A 19,356-nucleotide genomic window follows, 5' to 3' on the forward strand; every position below is an offset into this window, starting at 1 on the left:
TGCAAAATAGCACATAAAAAAACCGCCCTAAAAGGGCGGCTTCTCAGTTGTTTTGTTTCAAAAAACAATTGCATCAATCAAAGGTGTACCCGTTATCTGCGGCCACTTTATCCGCAATTTGCGTACGAAGTGCCACAACATTGGGCTGGTTAGTATATTTTGTGAAACGCTTCAGTCCCATCAGCATCATACGTTGTTCATCTCCCTCGGTAAAAGAAACTATGGCTTCTTTTCCTTTTTGGATGACGATATCCACGGCTCTGTATAAATAGAGTTTGGACATGGCAATTTGCGTAGCTTGGGCTTCTTCACCAAAACGTTTTGCATTTTTCTCGGTACGGAGGATGGTGGACTCGGCCAAATACACCTGAATCAGAATATCCGCGGCGGATTGCAACAACATCTGGTGCTGTTCCAAATCCGGACCAAATTTTTGAACGGCACTACCGGCGATCATAAGGAAGACCTTTTTCAAACGGGTCACCAAATCCTTCTCTTCGGAGAACAGTTCGGAAAAGTCAGGCGTATCAAAAGATGGAATGCCCATCAATTCCTCACCAACGGCAGTGGCAGGACCTAAAAGGTCCACATGGCCTTTCATGGCCTTTTTCACCAACATGCCCACGGCCAACATCCGGTTAATTTCGTTGGTTCCCTCATAAATCCGTGAAATACGGGCATCGCGCCAAGCAGATTCCATTGGGGTGTCGGCGCTAAAGCCCATTCCCCCAAAAATTTGGATACCTTCATCGGTGGTGTGTTGCACATGCTCGGATACGGCCACTTTTAAAATGGAACATTCAATGGCGTATTCTTCAACACCTTTGAGTTCTGCTTCTTGGTGCGAGTTGCCTTCGGACTCCCGAATGGCAATCCGGTCCTCGATGTTTTTAGCTGCTCGGTAAGAGGCAGACTCATCCACATAGGCATTGGTGGCCATATCGGCTATCTTGGCCTTGATGGCCCCAAAGTTCATAATGGGAGTTTTAAACTGAATACGCTCATTGGCATATTTGGTCGCCTCATTGAGCACCCGTCTCTGGGCTTCCAAACAGGCAGCAGCCAATTTAATCCGACCAATGTTCAGGGCATTCATGGCGATCTTGAATCCGTTGCCCCTTTCGGAAAGCATATTTTCAACAGGTACCTTGGTCTCGTTGAAGAACACTTGTCGGGTAGAGGAGGAGTGGATGCCCAGTTTCTTTTCCTCATCGCCCAATGTGATACCATTCTCTGGATTGTTCTCAACAATGAAACCGGTGATGTTCTTGTCATCCTCGATTCGGGCAAAAACAATGAACATATTGCAGAACCCCGCGTTGGAAATCCACATTTTTTGGCCTGTAATGCTGTAATACTTGCCATCATCGGACAAAACGGCCTTGGTTTTCCCGGAATTGGCATCGGAGCCAGCTCCGGGTTCGGTAAGGCAATAGGCGCCAAACCACTCGCCAGAGGCAAGCTTGGGGACGTATTTTTGTTTTTGTTCCTCGGTACCGTACAGGGTAATGGGCATGGTCCCGATTCCTGTATGTGCCCCGAAGGCCGTACTAAAGGAGCCTGTAGCCCCTGAAATGTAGTCGCAGACCAACATGGTGGAGACAAAGCCCATTCCCATCCCGCCATAAGCTTCGGGAACGGCAACGCTCAATAGGCCTAGTTCACCGGCCTTTCGCATACACTCTTCGGTATAGGCGTAGTCTTTTTTCTCAAAACGTTCCCAATGTGCCCAAAGTTCCCGGTCTACAAATTCCTTGGTACTTTCGCGCATCATTTTTTGTTCTTCGGTAAGGTCTTCAAGGGTGAAAACATCCTCACATGGGGTTTCCTTTACCAGAAACTGACCTCCTCTTAAAATGTCTTTATTTGTTGTTTCTGTGCTCATCTTTATAAGATTTTAGATTCAAGAGACAAGAATCAGGACTTATTTCAATCCATCTTGAAAGCTTGATATCATTTTTTGTAGTTGTTGGACTTTATGTTCTAAAAATTCAAATTTCTCTATGGAAATGTACTTTTGGTTCAAGGCAATAATTAATTGGGTTTCCCACTCAAAACTAGAACCAAGACTTACTTCGATATAATTATTAAAATGCTTATTTGTTGATTTGCTTGTACCTTCGGCAATATTAGATGGAATGGATACTGCACAACGGGTCATTTGGGATACAAGATTGAATTTTTCCATAGACGGAAATTCTTTTATCATTTGATAAGTTTCATCAACCAAAATCATCCCTTCCTGCCAAATTTTAAGTTTTTTAAAATTATGTCTTCCCATAGTCTTGAATCTTGCCTCTATCCGTCTTGGTTCCTAAGCTAAAAATTCAAATATACCCGCTGCACCTTGCCCTGTTCCCACACACATGGTCACCATGCCGTACTTCCCTTTCATATTGCGTTTCCGCATTTCATCAAAGAGTTGCACGGATAATTTTGTCCCTGTGCATCCCAGTGGATGTCCCAAGGCAATGGCACCGCCATTCACATTTACAATTTCAGGGTTTAGGCCCAGTTCGCGGATAACGGCCAAGGATTGTGAGGCAAAGGCTTCATTCAATTCGATCAACTCAATGTCGCTTTGCTTCATTCCGGCCTGTTTCAAGGCTTTTGGAATGGCCTTTACCGGGCCAATTCCCATAATTCTGGGTTCTACCCCGGCAGCGGCATAGTTCACCAATCGGGCAATGGGCTCCAGATTCAATTCTTTAACCATTTCCTCGCTCATCACCATGACAAAAGCTGCACCATCACTCATTTGGGAGGAGTTTCCTGCGGTAACACTTCCACCAGCGGCAAAAACGGGTCTTAACTTGTTCAGGGTAGGGATATTGGTGCCTTTTCTTGGCCCTTCATCCTTGGTCACAGTGTAGCTGGTAGTTTCCTTTTTCCCTGCTCCATTGATAAAGGTATGTTCCACTTCAATCGGTACAATCTGGTCTTGGAACCGATTTTCTTCTTGAGCTTTTAGGGCCTTCATGTGTGAATTATAGGCAAAGACATCCTGATCTTCGCGGGATACCTTGAACTGTTGGGCCACGGCTTCTGCGGTTAGCCCCATGCCCCAATAATAATCCTCATGTCCTTCTTTGGCGGTGGCATAATCCGGGGTGGGCTTATAGCCTCCCATGGGAATGTAGCTCATGCTCTCGGCACCTCCCGCAATGATACAATCCGCCATTCCCGATTGGATTTTTGCGGTGGCAATGCCAATGGTTTCAAGCCCAGAGGCACAGTATCTATTGACGGTCACTCCCGGAACATCGTCAATGTCCAATCCCATTAAGGAGATGAGTCGGGCCATATTTAACCCTTGTTCTGCTTCTGGCATGGCGTTGCCCACAATGACATCGTCTATGCGTTTTTTGTCCAACTGTGGCAATTCCTTCATCATGTGTTCGATGGTCTCTGCGGCCAGTTCATCGGGTCTTTTAAAACGGAACAGTCCCCGTGGTGCTTTGCCCACTGCGGTACGATATGCTTTTACGATATATGCTGTTTTCATTTTTTTAGATTTTTAGATTCAAGAACCAAGAGAAAAGACGGCTGTCTTGGTTCCAATGTCTTGATTCTTGTTCCTAATTTCTCAGAGGTTTACCGGTTTTTAACATATGCTGTATACGTTCCAAGGTCTTCCGCTCCGTACAAAGTGAAAGGAAAGCCTCTCGTTCCAAATCCAAAAGATATTGTTCGGTAACCATGGTAGCTTCAGACAAATCACCACCAGCCATTACGTAGGCCAGTTTGTCCGCAATCTTCTTATCGTGTTCCGAAATGTAATGACCAGCCTCCATGGAATCTGTTCCTACCAAGAACATTCCCAAGGCTTGTTTTCCAAGCACTTTTACGTCCTTGCGTTTAACGGGTTTGGTATAGCCTGCCTCGGCCATTAATTTGGCGTATGCCTTGGCCGTGGCAATTTGTCGGTCTTTATTTACGACCACTACATCCTTTCCTTTTTGTAGAATGCCCAAATCGTATGCTTCATAGGCCGAAGTGGATACCTTGGCCATTCCTATGGTCAGGAAGTATTCCTGTAGCACGTTCAATTCCACATCATTTTTTCTAAAGGTATCCGAAGCGCGGAGTGCCATTTCCTTGGAACCGCCCCCACCTGGGATGACCCCAACACCAAATTCCACCAAACCGATATAGGTTTCTGCGGCGGCCACTACTTTATCGGCATGCATGGACAGCTCGCATCCTCCGCCCAAACACATGCCATGCGGCGCTGAGATGGTGGGAATGGAGGAATATCGCATCCGCATCATGGTATCCTGGAAGTACTTTATGGCCATGTTAAGCTCATCATACTCTTGTTCCACGGCCATCATGAAAATCATGCCGATGTTGGCCCCAACAGAGAAATTGGCCGCTTGGTTGCCAATGACCAATCCTTGAAAGTCTTTTTCGGCCAACTCCACGGCTTTGTTCAATCCGGCCAATACGTCACCTCCAATGGTATTCATTTTGGATTGGAACTCACAGTTGAGAATTCCATCGCCCAAATCCTCAATGACCACACCACTGTTCTTGAACACTTCGTTGGACTTTCGGATGTTGTCCAAAATGATGAAGGCATCCTGACCTGGGACCTTTTCCATGGTCTTTTTGGGAATGTCATAGAAATAGGTAGCCCCATCTTTTACGGTATAGAACGAATTGATGCCTGCCGCTTTCATGTCTGCAACCCATGAAGCAGCTTCCAGCCCTTCGGCCTTGATGAATTCCAAGCCTTTATCCAGTCCTACGGAATCCCAAATCTGGAATGGGCCGTGTTCCCAGCCAAATCCGGCCTTCATGGCATCATCAATCTTATAGAGTTCGTCCGAGATTTCTGGAATACGATGGGTCACATAGGCAAATAGGGCCCCGAAGCTTTTTCGGTAGAATTCCCCAGCTTTGTCCTTGCCATCGACCAATACTGGAAAACGCTCAATGACCTTGTCAATGGTCTTGGTGAGCTCCAAAGTTGCAAATTTTGCACTTTTTTTGGCGCGATAGTCCATAGTGTCCAAATCAAGCGTAAGGATTTCACTTTTCCCATCGTCGCCCTGTACTTTTTTATAGAATCCCTGTCCAGATTTGCTCCCCAACCATTTGTTTTCCATCATGGTGTTGATGAAATCTGGAAGTTTAAAGAGTTCATGGCGTTCATCGTCCTTACAGTTCTCATAAATACCGTTGGCCACGTGCACCAAGGTGTCCAATCCTACCACATCCACAGTACGGAAGGTGGCAGATTTAGGTCGACCAATCACAGGTCCTGTCAATTTATCTACTTCTTCCACGGTCATGCCCAGTTCCTTTACAGCGTGAAAAAGGCTCTGGATGCTAAAAATCCCTATCCGGTTTCCAATGAAAGCAGGTGTATCTTTGGCCACCACGGAGGTTTTCCCCAAGTATTGTTCGCCATACCCATTCAAGAAGTCCAATACTTCTTGGGAGGTCTTTGGCCCCGGAATGATTTCAAAGAGTTTTAAATATCTGGCAGGATTAAAGAAGTGGGTGCCACAGAAATGCTTTTGGAAATCCTCACTGCGTCCCTCACTCATAAACTTGATGGGGATGCCAGAGGTGTTTGAAGTGATCAAGGTACCAGCGGTGCGGTACTTGTCCAGATTCTCAAATACCTGTTTTTTAATGTCCAAACGTTCAACCACTACTTCAATGATCCAATCCACTTGGGCCACTTGGGCAATATCGTCTTCCAAATTTCCTGTTGCGATTCTATCGGCAAATTTTTGGTGATAGATCGGGGACGGTTTGGATTTTAAGGCTGAAATGAGGGAATCGTTCACCAAGCGGTTCCTAACCATTTTGTCCTCCAGTGTCAAGCCTTTGGCCTTTTCTTTTTCGTTGAGTTCCCGTGGGACAATATCCAGTAACAAAACCTCGACCCCAATATTGGCAAAATGACAGGCAATGCCACTTCCCATAATGCCGGAGCCGATGACGGCAACTTTATTGATATGCCTTTTCATTTATGAATGTTTGTTTTAATTAGTTGTTTTTATGTATACTTTTTTATCAGAAATAAGTTTGTTGATGACCTCCACTATTTTAAAGAAACTTTGTAAATCTTCTTCTTCCACGTGTTCCTTTACCACTTCGTTGAACCGAAGAACTACACTTTTTGATTCTTCCCGTTTCTCCAAGCCAAGTGCTGTTAGGTGTATCAATACCCCTCTACCATCATTGGGGTTGGGTTTACGTTGGATGTAACCCTTTCCCTCTATATTCTTTAAAATTCTGGATAAGCTTGTTGCCTCCATGCCCATTTTTGGACCCAAGGCTGTACTTGGCGTCCCTTTTTTTGGGTCAATGCTCAAGAGTGTAAAACCAATTGCCATGGTAAGCCCATAGTTTTTGGCCTCCTCATTGTACATTTTACTGACCGCCTGCCATGTTGCCCGCAATGCATAATCAATGGTCAAGTCCTTCATACGTAGTTTGGTTTCCTCAAATATAAAAAAAATTTATTATGCATGCATAATAAATTTAAGTTAACTCAGAAACAAATTTTCTGTATAATGATTTCTTGACCAGGTAACAAACAAAAAGGGATTTTGTAACTGGTCAAATAGGCTTGAGCTTAACTATCAAATGTAATCAAGGACTTCTATCTTACTTAGGAATGACATTTGTTCATTGATTATGCTCTGATGATTGTTCTCTCCAAATTAAATCTTTTGCCTAGGCTGGAAATGACCAGAGACAATGAATATGGATAATTATTCATCTTAGACGGTCATTGAAAGATCAATGTCCATAAATGTCATTATAGAGATCAAGGTACTTCTCCTTTACAATTTTTCTACGCAGTTTCATGGTAGGGGTCAGGTGACCGTTGTCCACGCTCCATACATCAGGGGTCAGACGAAACTGTTTTACCTTTTCCCACTTGGCAAAATCTTCGTTGGCTAGGTCCACTTCTTCTTGGATACGGGCAATGACCTTGTCATTAAGGACAATATCCGAGTTTTCCCCTACTGTTACCTTATGGCGTTTGGCCCATTCGTGCAGAAATTCAAAATTGGGTTGTATCAGGGCTGCGGGCATTTTTTCACCTTCACCTACCACCATGATTTGCTCTATAAAACGGGATTGTTTAAAGCGATTTTCCAACAACTGAGGCGCTACATATTTTCCACCAGAGGTTTTAAAGATTTCTTTTTTACGGTCGGTGATGCGTAAAAAGCCATCGGAATCCACTTCGCCAATATCTCCTGTATGAAAATAGCCATTGGTCATTACTTCTGCCGTTTTTTCTGGGTCCTTATAGTAGCCCATCATTACATTGGGGCCTTTGCAGAGAATTTCACCATCCTCGGCAATCTTTACTTCAACCCCATCTATGATTCGGCCAACCGTACCTATTTTCCATCCTTTGTTCCGTTGATCGTTTACCGCAATCACCGGAGAGGTTTCGGTAAGACCATAACCTTCCATGACCGGCATGCCTGCGGCAGCAAATATGCGAGCCAAACGGGGTTGTAAAGCGGCACTTCCTGATACCATGACCGAAAGGTTCCCACCTAGACCTTCTTGCCATTTGCTGAAAATAAGTTTTCGGGCAAGACCCAATTGTTTCTCGTACCACCACCCATTTTTACCGTAGGGTTCGTATTTTAGTCCAAGTTCCACGGCCCAGAAAAACAGTTTTTTCTTTACTCCGGTCAGTAAGGTCCCTTTGGCAATAATGGCATCATAAACCTTTTCCAACAATCGAGGTACCACTGTCATTACATTGGGTTTTACCTCCTTGACGTTATCGCTGATTTTGTCCAACCCTTCGGCAAAATGGATTTCAATTCCACAATATTGGTAGAGGTATAAAATCATCCGTTCAAAAATGTGACAGACAGGCAAAAAACTCAGGGCACTGCCGCCGGTTTCAAAAGGAACCCTTGTTTCGCTTGAAATTACGTTGGACACAATATTATCATGGGAGAGCATAACTCCTTTAGGTCTTCCCGTTGTACCCGAAGTATAGATTAAAGTGGCCAAATCCTCCGGTTTTACCTGATCTTTTAATTTTTCCACCTCATCTTGATTGGAATTATCAGCTCCTTTTTCCAAGACTTCCCCCCAATTTTTACAGTTGGTCAATTGGTCAAAGGAATACACATCATTCAACTTTTTTAATTTATCGCTGATAGACAGTATTTTTTGGAGTACCTCATCACATGAAACAAAGCAATACTTTGCCTCGGAATGGTTCAGTACGTATTCGTAATCTTCTTCGGATATGGTGGGATAAATGGGAACGGTCTGCGCACCAATCTGAAGTACCCCAATGTCCATAATGTTCCACTCTGTTCTGTTGGTCATGGAAATTATGGCAATTTTGTCATTGGGTTGTACCCCCATGCGCAACAGGCCCCTACTAATGGCATTGGCCTTTTCCACATATTCTTGGGTTGAGGTTGCTACCCATTTGCCATTGTATTTGGTGACCAATGACTTTTCCAGCGGAAGTTTGTTCAACTGGTAATAGGGGAAATCAAACAATCGGGTAACGTTTTGCATACTAAGTTTCTATTAGGTAATTGCAAAATAGGGAAAGGAAGTGGTATTTTAAAATTGGTTATTTAAAAAACCTGATAATTATTTATCAATTTCACAGTAGGTGTAGTTTCATGCCTTCGTGAGAATCGACAAAACCCAAGGATTGATAAAATTTTAACGCATCAGGGCGTTTCTTATCCGTAGTTAACTGTACTACATGGGCTTTTCTTTCTTTAGATCGTGCAATGGCCCATTGAAACAACTTTTTGCCAATTCCTTTTCCTCGATGCTCACTATTTACCCGAACAGCTTCTATCTGGGCCCGGATTCCCCCTTGGTAGGTTAAATATTGGATGAAACTAAGTTGGAGGGTACCCAAAATTTGTTTTTGATCATTCTCGATGACCACCAATTTTTGATTTGGATCGCAATCAATCCTTTCAAATGCATCAAAATAAATATTGGGCAAAGGGTCCCTATAATCTTCCCGAAGCTGTCCTAACTTGTCATTGGCAAGCATGCCTACAATGGTAGGAACATCAGATTTTAAGGCCTTTCTAATCCACATTGTTTATTTTTTCGACCCACTCTCTGGCATTTACAAAGGCTTGGAGCCATGGTGATACCACATCATTTCTATCTTTAGGATAGTGGGCCCAGTTCCAAGGGAAGGTAGACCGTTCAATATGCGGCATGGTCACCAAATGCCTTCCGGTTTTGTCACAGAGCATAGCGGTATTATAATCGCTTCCGTTGGGATTGGCAGGATAACCTTCGTAGCCGTATTTGGCCACAATGTCATAATCATCTTCCTTTTGGGGAAGACTGAATTTACCCTCGCCATGTGAAATCCATACCCCCAGTGTGGTTCCGGCCAAGTTGGATAGCATTACCGAGTTGTTTTCTTGGATTTTCACCGAAGTGAAATTACTCTCGTGTTTCCTAGATTCATTATAGGTCATTTTGCCATGGGTTTCGTGCTCGGGGTTAATGAGGTCCAATTCCATGAACAACTGGCACCCGTTACAGATACCAACCGAAAGCGTATCAGGACGGGCAAAGAAATCATTGATCACTTTGTTGGCCTTTTGGTTGTATTTGATAGCACCGGCCCATCCTTTGGCACTGCCCAGAACATCGGAATTAGAAAAACCGCCTACGGCACCCAAAAATTGAATGTCCTCCAACGTCTCCCTACCCGAGATGAGGTCGGTCATGTGCACATCCTTTACATCAAACCCGGCCAAGTACATAGCATTGGCCATTTCACGCTCGGAGTTACTTCCCTTTTCACGGAGAATTGCCGCTTTGGGTCGGCTATTGTCTCTCGACTTCGCTCGAGATGACAATTTTCCATCAAAATTCTCTGGAAAAATATATTGCAGGGGTTGGTTTTTGTAATTCTCGTATCGATTTTTTGCCAAGCCCTTGGCTGTTTGTTTGTTGTCCAATAGGTATGAAGTCTTGAACCAAGTATCGCGAAGCGAAGCAATGTTCAGTCCAATTTCAACCCCGTTGTTTTTGATTTTCAGGGTGCTTTCTGAAGTGGGGGTCCCAATTTTGACAAATTTGATACCAGCTTGTTGCAAAATATCTTCCACGGAATCATCCTTACTTTGGAAAACTAGACCAATATTTTCACTGAACAAAAGCTTGATGATATCTGTTTCACCAAGACTGGATAGGTCCAAGTTCGCCCCAAGGGCATTATCAGCAAAACAGAGTTCCAAAAGGGTGGTGATCAGACCTCCTGAGGCTACATCATGTCCGGCCAAAATCTGGTCTTTTTTAATGAGTTCTTGCAAAGTATTGAAAACAGTCTTTACATAGTCAGCATCCAAAACCGATGGGGTTTCATCTCCAATGCCGTTTAAAATTTGGGCAAAGGAAGAACCTCCCAATTTATACCCATCTTTGGAAACATTGATATAGTAGATGGCGCCGCCATCTTTTTGAAGGACAGGTTCCACTACTTTGGTAATGTCGTTACAATTGGCTGCCGCAGAAACGATAACGGTTCCAGGGGATAATACCTCACTATCCTTATATTTTTGTTTCATGGAAAGAGAATCTTTCCCTGTTGGAACATTGATGCCCAATGCAATACTGAAATCTGAAAGGGACTCCACGGCCTCATACAAACGGGCATCTTCGCCTTCATTTCGGCAAGGCCACATCCAGTTGGCTGAGAGAGAGACAGATTTTAATCCATCTTTTAAAGGCGCCCATACGATGTTGGTCAAAGCTTCTGCCACACTGTTCCTACTACCGGCTTTTGCATCGATTAAGGCAGAAACAGGGGAGTGTCCAATACTGGTGGCAATACCTTCCTTGGTCTTAAAATCGAGCGACATCACGCCGCAGTTGTTCAAGGGTAGTTGAAGAGGTCCAGTACATTGTTGTTTGGCCACATGGCCACCCACACAACGGTCCACCTTATTGGTGAGCCAATCCTTGCAAGCTACGGCTTCCAGTTGCAGTACCTGCTCCAAATAGTCATGGAAATGCTCCAAGGAATAGGACAGGGCAGGATATTTTTGATGGGAAGTAGTGTCTTCCATAATGGTTTTGGGAGAGCTTCCGAACATGTCCGAAAGTTCCAAATCCATGGGCTTCTCACCTGTTTTTTTTGACTCAAATGTAAATCGGTGGTTGCCAGTGACCTCACCTACATTGTACATGGGCGCGCGTTCACGGGCAGCCACGCGGTCCAATAGACCCAAATCCTTTTCTCCGATGACGAGTCCCATACGTTCTTGGGATTCGTTCCCGATAAGTTCTTTTTTGGATAGGGTAGGGTCTCCAATGGGGAGTTTGTCCGTATTAATGGTGCCTCCCGTATCTTCCACAAGTTCCGACAAGCAGTTGAGGTGTCCACCAGCACCATGGTCATGGATGGAAACTATAGGATTGTCATGACTTTCCAAGAGTCCACGGACAGCATTGGAAGCCCTTTTTTGCATTTCTGGGTTGGAACGCTGCACAGCGTTCAATTCTATGGCAGAACTGAATTCACCTGTATCGGCACTGGAAACTGCAGCGCCACCCATTCCAATACGATAATTGTCACCACCTAGAACGACTATTCTGTCTCCCTTCTTCGGAGTGTCTTTCAAGGCTTGGTCCTTTTTTCCATAGCCAATACCTCCGGCGAGCATGATGACCTTATCAAAGCCCAATTTTCGGGCTTCCTCGGCATGTTCAAATGTGAGTACAGAACCTGCGATCAAGGGTTGACCAAATTTATTGCCAAAATCAGAAGCCCCGTTGGAAGCCTTGATCAAAATGTCCATTGGGGTTTGGTACAGCCAGTCACGTTCAGCCATTCCCTTTTCCCATGGACGATTTTCTTCCAAACGGGAATAGGAGGTCATGTATACGGCGGTTCCTGCCAAAGGCAAAGACCCTTTACCTCCTGCCAAACGGTCCCGGATTTCCCCTCCAGAACCTGTGGCAGCCCCATTGAAAGGCTCAACAGTGGTCGGGAAGTTGTGGGTTTCCGCTTTTAGGGATAGTACCGAATCAAATTCCTTTTCTTCATAGTAATCAGGCTTGTCGGCACTTTTTGGCGCAAATTGAATGGCTTTGGGCCCCTCAATGAACGCTACGTTGTCCTTGTAGGCCGAAACAATATTGTTGGGATTGGCCTCAGATGTTTTTTTAATGAGTTTGAAAAGAGAGGAGGGCATTTCATTACCGTCAATAACAAAAGTACCGTTGAATATTTTATGTCTACAGTGCTCAGAGTTCACTTGGCTGAACCCAAAAACCTCGGAGTCTGTTAGCTTACGTCCCAATTTTTTGGAAAGCCCTTCTAGATAAGATACTTCTTCATCGCTAAGGGCCAATCCTTCTTTTTGGTTGTAGGCAGCAATATCCTCAATCTCCAGAATAGCTTCAGGAACAATGTCAATAGTGAATATGCTCTGGTCCAACCCTTTGTATTTCTGGAACAACATAGGGTCATAATCCGTAAAGTCTACCGTGATTGACCGGAACTCTTCAATTCTTAGAATTCCTTTGATGCCCATGTTTTGGGTAATTTCTGTGGCATTGGTACTCCATGGGGTAACCATGGCAGCACGGGGCCCAACAAAAAAGGCGTCCAGGGACGCCGCTTGTATCTTGGGATGGTTGCCAAACAACCAAGTTAGTTTTTCAATGTCTTTTTGAGCAATCTCCTGAGTAGTCTGGACGGCAAAAACCTTAGTAGCCTTGTCCCCGAAAAAATGAATCATACAGAGTATGGATTGAACGGTTTAAGAAAGTGCAAATTTACGACTTTGGACTGGATTTTCGGCTATGGTCCAACGGAGTTGTTAACTGAAAATGTTGATAGTCTTCATTTGACAAAGTGTTATAGGGCTATTGTTTGTGAAATTACTTGGGTGTTAAGTTTTTGCATTTTCGATTTGCTGTAAAAAGATGTTGGGTTTTCCTATCTTAGACGGATTAACGCTAATTCAAAACCCAACCACATGAAAACTGTTAAAACCTTGTTATCAGCGGTGCTGCTTCTTAGTTGTATTGCACCGGCAACCGCCCAAAAAAAATACTCCAAAAAACAAGTTGAAAAATTAAAGGCCGAAGTCGCCCAAATCGTGGAAGGCCATAGAAAACAATCTCAAGTGATGGTGGATAAAATCTTCAGCTTTGCCGAGCTTGGTTTTCAAGAAGTGGAGAGTTCCAAATACCTTACAGGGATTCTAGAAGACAATGGTTTTGCCATTGAGCATTCCATTTCTGGTATTCCCACGGCTTGGTTTGCTACATGGAGCAACGGTGATGGACCTGTAATTGCTTTGGGAAGTGATGTGGACTGTATTCCAAAGGCATCGCAATATCCGGGAGTAGGATATCACAAACCCATCGTGGAAGGCGCACCTGGACATGGGGAAGGGCATAACTCGGGAATTCCATTGAACATCACCTCCGCTTTGGCCGTAAAGCAAATTATGGAACGCGAGAATATTGGTGGCACTTTGATTCTTTGGCCTGGTATTGCCGAAGAATTGGTAGCGGCAAAAGCGTGGTACGTTCGTGATGGTCTTTTTGATGATATCGACATGTGTATTTTTACCCACGTAGGCAATAATTTTGGGGTTTCATGGGGACCAACCCGTGGAACGGGTTTGATTTCCGTTGAATATCTTTTTGAAGGGGAAGCGGCCCATTCTGCCGGCGCTCCATGGCGTGGAAGAAGCGCCCTTGATGCTGCCGAATTGATGAATATTGGGTGGAATTACAAACGGGAGCATTTGCATCCGCTCAAACGCTCCCATTCCATTTTTACCGATGCCGGCGATCAACCCAATGTAGTTCCGTCCAAAGCGGCTATTTGGTTCTATTTTAGGGATATTAAATATGAAGGTATCATGGAAATGTACGCCGAAGCCAACGATATTGCCAAAGGAGCGGCCTTAATGACTGGAACTACCATGACCTCTAGGGTTTTGGGGACGGCATGGCCTAGACATTACAATAAGGTGATTGCGGAAACCATGTATGAAAACATTAAACAAGTAGGCTTGCCTACTTGGTCTGCGGCCGACCAAGCCCTGGCCAAAGCTGTCCAGACAGAAGTGGGTTCGGAGAAGATTGAAGGCCTTCCTACCGAATTGGCGGAGCTGGGACTTCCTGTATTGGAGCCTGTTAGCGGTGGTTCGGATGATATTGGTGATATCTCTTGGAAAGTGCCCACGGTTACCATGCGTTTTCCTTCCAATATCCCCGGATTGCAGGGTCATCATTGGAGCAACGCTATAGCTATGGCCACCCCAATTGCCCATAAAGGAGTTACGGCCGGGGCCAAAGCCGAAGCCATGACCTTATTGGACTTTTTCTTAAATCCTGAGTTGCTCAAAGGAGCGTGGGACTACTTCAACAATGAACAGAGCAAAGAAACCAAATATCAGCCTATGATTGCTGCAGACGATATGCCGCCCACTTATTTGAACAAGGATAAACAGGAGACCTACCGCTCGGAACTGCAAAAATATTATTACGATGAAACCAAATACGATACCTATCTGGAACAATTGGGTGTAGAGTATCCAACGGTAAAAGAATAGGATTTTTTGATGTGTCATATCGAGTGTGGCCGAAAACCGTTAGGCACATCTCGACTGCGCTCGATGTGACAGTATTTAGGCTTTCTTTTTCATCAAGGCCATATAAAACCCATCAAAACCACTTTCTGAGGCGTAGACATTTTTCTCTCTGATGAACTCAAAATCCTTTCCATTTTCGGATTCCAAGAACTTTTTGACTTGCTCCGAGTTTTCTTGGGGAAGGATGGAACAGGTAGCATAGACCATTTGCCCACCTTTTTTGAGCATCTTACTGTAGTTCTGTAGAATGTCCTGTTGAACCCCCATGATGCGGTCAATGAACTCAGGTTCGAGCTTCCATTTGGAGTCAGGGTTTCTTTTGATGACCCCTAGACCGGAACATGGGGCATCCAATAACAATCGGTCGGCACTGTTGTACAATTTTTTGATCACTTTGGTGGAATCTATGGCACGAGTCTCCATATTATGGACACCATTGCGACGTGCCCTGACTTTTAGTTTTTTGAGCTTACTTTCATAAATATCCAAGGCAATCAACTGTCCCTTATTTTGCATGTGGGCAGCCAAGTGAAGGGTTTTACCGCCTGCTCCGGCACAGGCATCGATGACACGGTGTCCAGGTTCAACTTCCAAAAAAGGAGCCACCAATTGTGATGAGGCATCTTGTACTTCAAAAAGTCCATCTTTGAAAGCGGAAGTGACAAATACATTTTTCCGTTCTTTGAGCTGCAGGGCGTCAGGATAGCCAGCCAAGGTTTCGGTTTCAATATCTTCCTTGGCCAAAAAGGACTGAAGTTGATTTTTTTGGATTTTTAGAGTGTTGGTACGGAGGATTACATCCGCCTGCTGGTTGAGTGCGGCGATTTCCTTGGTCCAAAGTTTGTTGCCCAAGGATTTTTCACCCAGTTCATCCATCCAATCGGGAATGGATTCCCTAAACTTTCGAATTTTTGAAAGCTCATCAAACCGTCCTTTTATGCGACGCTCAGGAGTACCTTCCAGCTGTTTCCAATCTGGGATTCGGATTCCTTTCAACACACACCAAACCGAAAACAATCGAAACAAGTGGGGACGGGTATATGGTTCATGGGCCTCGGCAATTTCAGTGTATAACCGTTTCCATCGAACAATGTCATAGGTTGTTTCTGCAATAAATCCTCTATCACGTGCACCCCAGCGCTTATCATACCGCAGTACTTTTTCAATGACCTTATCGGCATATTCACCCTCATTAAAAATAAGATGTAGGGCATCAATAACGGCAAAAACAAGATTTCGATGTAAACGCATGGTGTAAAATAAGTTGCAAAGGTATCATTTCTACTTACTTTTATAGCAAAATATCTACTATGCGATTTTCTATTTGTGTGCTATTGGGCCTAATCTTGGTTTCCTGTGTTGATGAAAAAAAGCAACAGCCGTTTCAAGGGGTGTCCATCACGCCCGTTTATGAGGATTCGGTAAGCATTAGGGCCATTACTTTTTTGGACAGCAATACGTTGGCCTTTGCAGGAAGTAAGGGAATATATGGAACAGTGGATGTAAGGACCGAAAAAGTACGGACCAATATCCAGAAATATGATTCCATTGTCCCTGATTTTAGGGCTGTTGGAAATACGTCCAGTGATTTTTTTATGCTTTCCGTGGCCAATCCGGCCTTGTTGTACAAAACTGGTGACCAAGGTAAAATGGAAGTGGTATATACCGAAGAGGGTAAAGGGGTGTTTTATGATGCCATGGCTTTTTGGAACGATATGGAAGGGATTGCAGTTGGCGATAGTGTAAATGGGTGTTTATCCATTATTCTTACCAAAGATGGTGGACAAACTTGGTCCAAAATATCCTGTGAACATCTTCCAGAGGGGATAGAGGGGGAAGGAGCCTTTGCAGCGAGCAACACCAATATTTCAGCTGTAGGGAATACAGTGTGGGTGGCAACTACGGAAGGAAGGATTTATCATTCTTCTGATAAGGGAGCCACTTGGAGCGTACAGCAGAGTCCCATCATTCACCAAGAACCTACGCAAGGTATCTATTCCATGGCTTTTTATGATGAAAGTATAGGTTTTGCAATAGGTGGGGATTATACCCAACCGGACGCCAATACCGCCAACAAGATAATCACCCAAGATGGTGGGAAAACATGGGATTTAATTGCCGATGGTCAAGAACCGGGCTATAAAAGTTGTGTGCAATTTGTGCCCAATTCCAAGGGGAAAGGTTTGGTGGCTGTTGGTTTTACAGGGATTTCATATTCCGCTAATGGAGGTGAAAGCTGGAAATCCATGAGCGAGGAGTCTTTTTATACCTTACGATTTTTGAACGATACAGTGGCTTATGCGGCAGGGAAGCATAGGATTGCAAAATTGGTCTTCAAATAAAAAGAGCGACGCTATTCCGCCGCTCTTATGTTCAAAAAACCAAAAAACTATACGGTTACCACAACATAGTGCCGTCCTGCTCTTTTATAGAAAACGCCTCTATACTTGTACAGTCTTCTGCCATTGACATAGACAACCTTTGAACTTCTTGGCAAAACGGATATCTTAACTCCTTTGGGAGCTGCGCAGACCACATATTTTTTGCCCTTGGCTTTATACCAAATGCCATCGGCATAGTAAAAGCTCTTCTTTTTGTGGACCACCAAACGGGGTCTGGATATTGTGGTCACTACCGTTCCGTAAGCTGGATATGTTCTCACTACGGTTCGTTGGGCGTTAGCGGCCATCGTCAGTCCAAAAAACGCCATGGTTGCGAGTATTAATTTTAAGCCTTTCATAACTGCGGGTTTTAAAGATTTATATCAATAGGACCAATGGTTTTGGAAATGGTTTAATTGAAAAAGGAGCCAAATGGCTCCTTTAAAGGATTATTATGAAATTGATGCTTCCTTGGCGGTGATTTACAACGTCAATACTTTTGAAGCATTATTCTAGGTCTGCTCCATAAATAAACCATTCATCATAAATACTATTGGGCAATTCCTCTCCTTGCATACCTCCATAGATGACGAACATTTTTCCATTGAACAAGGCCATTTGATGTATGGAATGGAAGCCATCAGGGTTATTTAAGTTATGGGAGATTTCCGTGATACTGTTATCTTGGGTATCAAATACATGTATGGTGGATTCTCTTCCACTTGGATTGCCTTCTGTGTCAAATTGTAACGTTGTCCCTGCCACATAAATCAAGTTTTGATGTTTCTGTACAAAACTGAAGCTTAATTTCTTGGGCATTGCCAGCGTCTGAATATCTTTCGGGTTATCCATGTCGATAACGTAAATAGTATTGGTGGGAGTGTCATCATAAAAACCCAATGAACCACCAAAAACATACATTTTATTATTTACAATGGTTCCGCGTGCTCCATAACGCCGTTCTGGGAGTGATGCAAAAAGGGTAGGGGTCATGGTCTCCAAATCCCATTTGTAAATATTTCTAGCCTCTTTAGTATCAAAACCTTCGGATGGCACAAAACCTCCACCGATAACATAAACGTTGTCATCTTGCACGGCAATACCAAATCGAGTAAACATGATTTCTGAGTCAAACTCTTCCGATACAAGACCATGAGGCACCGTTGTTGGGTCGCCCGAAAGATCAAGATCGTAAGTGTTGACATACCGTCCTCCAAAGGCAATCAGTTCATTGTTGACCACATGAAGTTGCTTGGAGGCTCCATTATCCAGAAATTCAGGATTGGTATAAACATATTCCTCTTGTGAAAAATCATCAATGTTAAATTTGATGACTCGCTCTGGTCCCCAGGCTTCATTCTCTTTTAATGCATCTTCCCTGTTTACCAAAAAGAAGCTATTGTCACTGTTAGACCCTATCATTCCTGGGGAATATCCTTCAATGGAGGTGGATCCAAACCGAAAAGCTTCGGAGAATTGAAGTCCGCCAGTTGGAGGTGCTTTGTAATCATCCGGATTTTTTTTGACCAATGTCATGACCAATTCACCTATACCGCCTTTACCTGTTACGGTTCCATTTTTTGAAGTGTCGGAACCGGAACCCGAAATCGTTGCGGTTATTGTTCCGTCTGGGGCGACATTTATATCAAAGTCATCTGAAACCAAATCAGAACTGCTTTCACCCACAAAAGAGAATGCGGAACTTTTGGGAGATCGGTAATAATCCAATAAAGTTTCATCCATAGAAGATGCGGACATGTTCAGATCATGGCCTCTTCGCCATTCCAAAGAACCATTGGAAACACTTCCGGAGAAAATGAATTCATCATCAGCGACATTAAAATTGCTGGTAACGTCCAGTATTTCACTTCCTGCGGAAAGTTGGGCTGTTTCAATTTTCCATACAGTAGGTTTTCCATTTTCGGTCAACTTGCCCATAGTCTCTCCCTGAAGCTCCGATAGTGTAGGTTTTTCATCAGTTTTACCAGTTGGGATAGGTTGTGGGCTATCATCAGAACTACAGCTCCAAATCAATAAAGTAATTGCGAAGATGTGTAAAAGATTTCTTTTCATAAAAACGTTCAATAGACCTTTTTTCATAGAATTAAATTATGTTGTTTAGACACTTGATTAAAGTGAACATCCCTTTTAGATGCTGCCGCAAGGTCTATTTTTGAAAGGCTGATTTTTGTATCCGATTTACGAATGGCCCATTTGATTTGACGGATGGGTAGTTTCAATTGATACTTTTTTGTGTTGAGATACGGCAAAACACTGAAAGTAAGAGGATTATTGTTAACGAATTCAGTTTAATCGCAAAGATGTAGTAGTGTATTTTGTAGAATGGATATGGA

13 protein-coding genes are annotated in these 19,356 nt (G+C 43.8%); 2 read left to right on the forward strand and 11 right to left on the reverse strand.

Annotated elements, in window-relative coordinates:
* Positions 1-73: 73 nt before the first annotated feature.
* From EZV76_RS08575 to purL, 8 genes are all read right to left on the reverse strand, one after another.
* A complete protein-coding gene (locus tag EZV76_RS08575) occupies positions 74-1,885 on the reverse strand; it encodes an acyl-CoA dehydrogenase FadE (RefSeq protein WP_136566132.1) in 1,812 nt (603 codons plus the stop codon).
* Positions 1,886-1,924: 39 nt separating this feature from the next.
* Complete coding sequence (locus EZV76_RS08580) at positions 1,925-2,281, reverse strand: four helix bundle protein (RefSeq protein ID WP_136566133.1); 357 nt, start codon at positions 2,279-2,281, stop codon at positions 1,925-1,927.
* Between the two features lie 33 nt (positions 2,282-2,314).
* Entirely contained in the window at positions 2,315-3,505 is a 1,191-nt protein-coding gene (locus EZV76_RS08585) for an acetyl-CoA C-acyltransferase (RefSeq protein ID WP_136566134.1), read from the reverse strand.
* A gap of 73 nt (positions 3,506-3,578) precedes the next feature.
* On the reverse strand, positions 3,579-5,984 hold the full coding sequence (locus EZV76_RS08590; RefSeq protein ID WP_136566135.1) for a 3-hydroxyacyl-CoA dehydrogenase/enoyl-CoA hydratase family protein: 2,406 nt from the start codon (positions 5,982-5,984) through the stop codon (positions 3,579-3,581).
* A 15-nt stretch (positions 5,985-5,999) separates the two neighbouring features.
* Positions 6,000-6,446: a MarR family winged helix-turn-helix transcriptional regulator gene (locus EZV76_RS08595; protein WP_136566136.1), complete on the reverse strand. Its 447-nt coding sequence runs from the start codon at positions 6,444-6,446 to the stop codon at positions 6,000-6,002.
* A gap of 316 nt (positions 6,447-6,762) precedes the next feature.
* Positions 6,763-8,532, reverse strand: coding sequence for an AMP-dependent synthetase/ligase (locus EZV76_RS08600; protein ID WP_136566137.1), 1,770 nt, complete (start codon positions 8,530-8,532; stop codon positions 6,763-6,765).
* A gap of 91 nt (positions 8,533-8,623) precedes the next feature.
* Positions 8,624-9,079, reverse strand: a complete 456-nt coding sequence (locus tag EZV76_RS08605; RefSeq protein WP_136566138.1) for a GNAT family N-acetyltransferase — start codon at positions 9,077-9,079, stop codon at positions 8,624-8,626.
* The gene (purL, locus tag EZV76_RS08610; RefSeq protein WP_136566139.1) at positions 9,069-12,749 is read right to left on the reverse strand and encodes a phosphoribosylformylglycinamidine synthase; all 3,681 of its coding nucleotides are present in this window, start codon (positions 12,747-12,749) and stop codon (positions 9,069-9,071) included. Before purL ends, EZV76_RS08605 begins: the two co-directional genes overlap by 11 nt.
* A 240-nt stretch (positions 12,750-12,989) precedes the next feature.
* Between purL and EZV76_RS08615 the strand changes: the two genes are divergently transcribed.
* The gene (locus tag EZV76_RS08615) at positions 12,990-14,582 is read left to right on the forward strand and encodes an amidohydrolase (protein WP_136566140.1); all 1,593 of its coding nucleotides are present in this window, start codon (positions 12,990-12,992) and stop codon (positions 14,580-14,582) included.
* Between the two features lie 75 nt (positions 14,583-14,657).
* On the opposite strand, the gene EZV76_RS08620 is transcribed toward EZV76_RS08615, so the two are convergent.
* Positions 14,658-15,872, reverse strand: coding sequence for an RsmB/NOP family class I SAM-dependent RNA methyltransferase (locus tag EZV76_RS08620; protein ID WP_136566141.1), 1,215 nt, complete (start codon positions 15,870-15,872; stop codon positions 14,658-14,660).
* Between the two features lie 59 nt (positions 15,873-15,931).
* Between EZV76_RS08620 and EZV76_RS08625 the strand changes: the two genes are divergently transcribed.
* Positions 15,932-16,963 carry a WD40/YVTN/BNR-like repeat-containing protein gene (locus EZV76_RS08625; protein ID WP_136566142.1) on the forward strand — a complete coding sequence of 344 codons (1,032 nt, stop codon included), beginning with the start codon at positions 15,932-15,934 and terminating at the stop codon, positions 16,961-16,963.
* A gap of 47 nt (positions 16,964-17,010) precedes the next feature.
* Here EZV76_RS08625 and EZV76_RS08630 read toward each other — a convergent pair whose 3' ends face one another.
* Positions 17,011-17,361: a DUF6515 family protein gene (locus tag EZV76_RS08630; protein ID WP_136566143.1), complete on the reverse strand. Its 351-nt coding sequence runs from the start codon at positions 17,359-17,361 to the stop codon at positions 17,011-17,013.
* A 148-nt stretch (positions 17,362-17,509) separates the two neighbouring features.
* Positions 17,510-19,102, reverse strand: a complete 1,593-nt coding sequence (locus EZV76_RS08635; protein ID WP_136566144.1) for a Kelch repeat-containing protein — start codon at positions 19,100-19,102, stop codon at positions 17,510-17,512.
* Between the last annotated feature and the right edge of the window lie 254 nt (positions 19,103-19,356).

It is taken from the genome of Flagellimonas alvinocaridis, assembly GCF_004916895.1.
GTDB lineage: Bacteria > Bacteroidota > Bacteroidia > Flavobacteriales > Flavobacteriaceae > Flagellimonas > Flagellimonas alvinocaridis.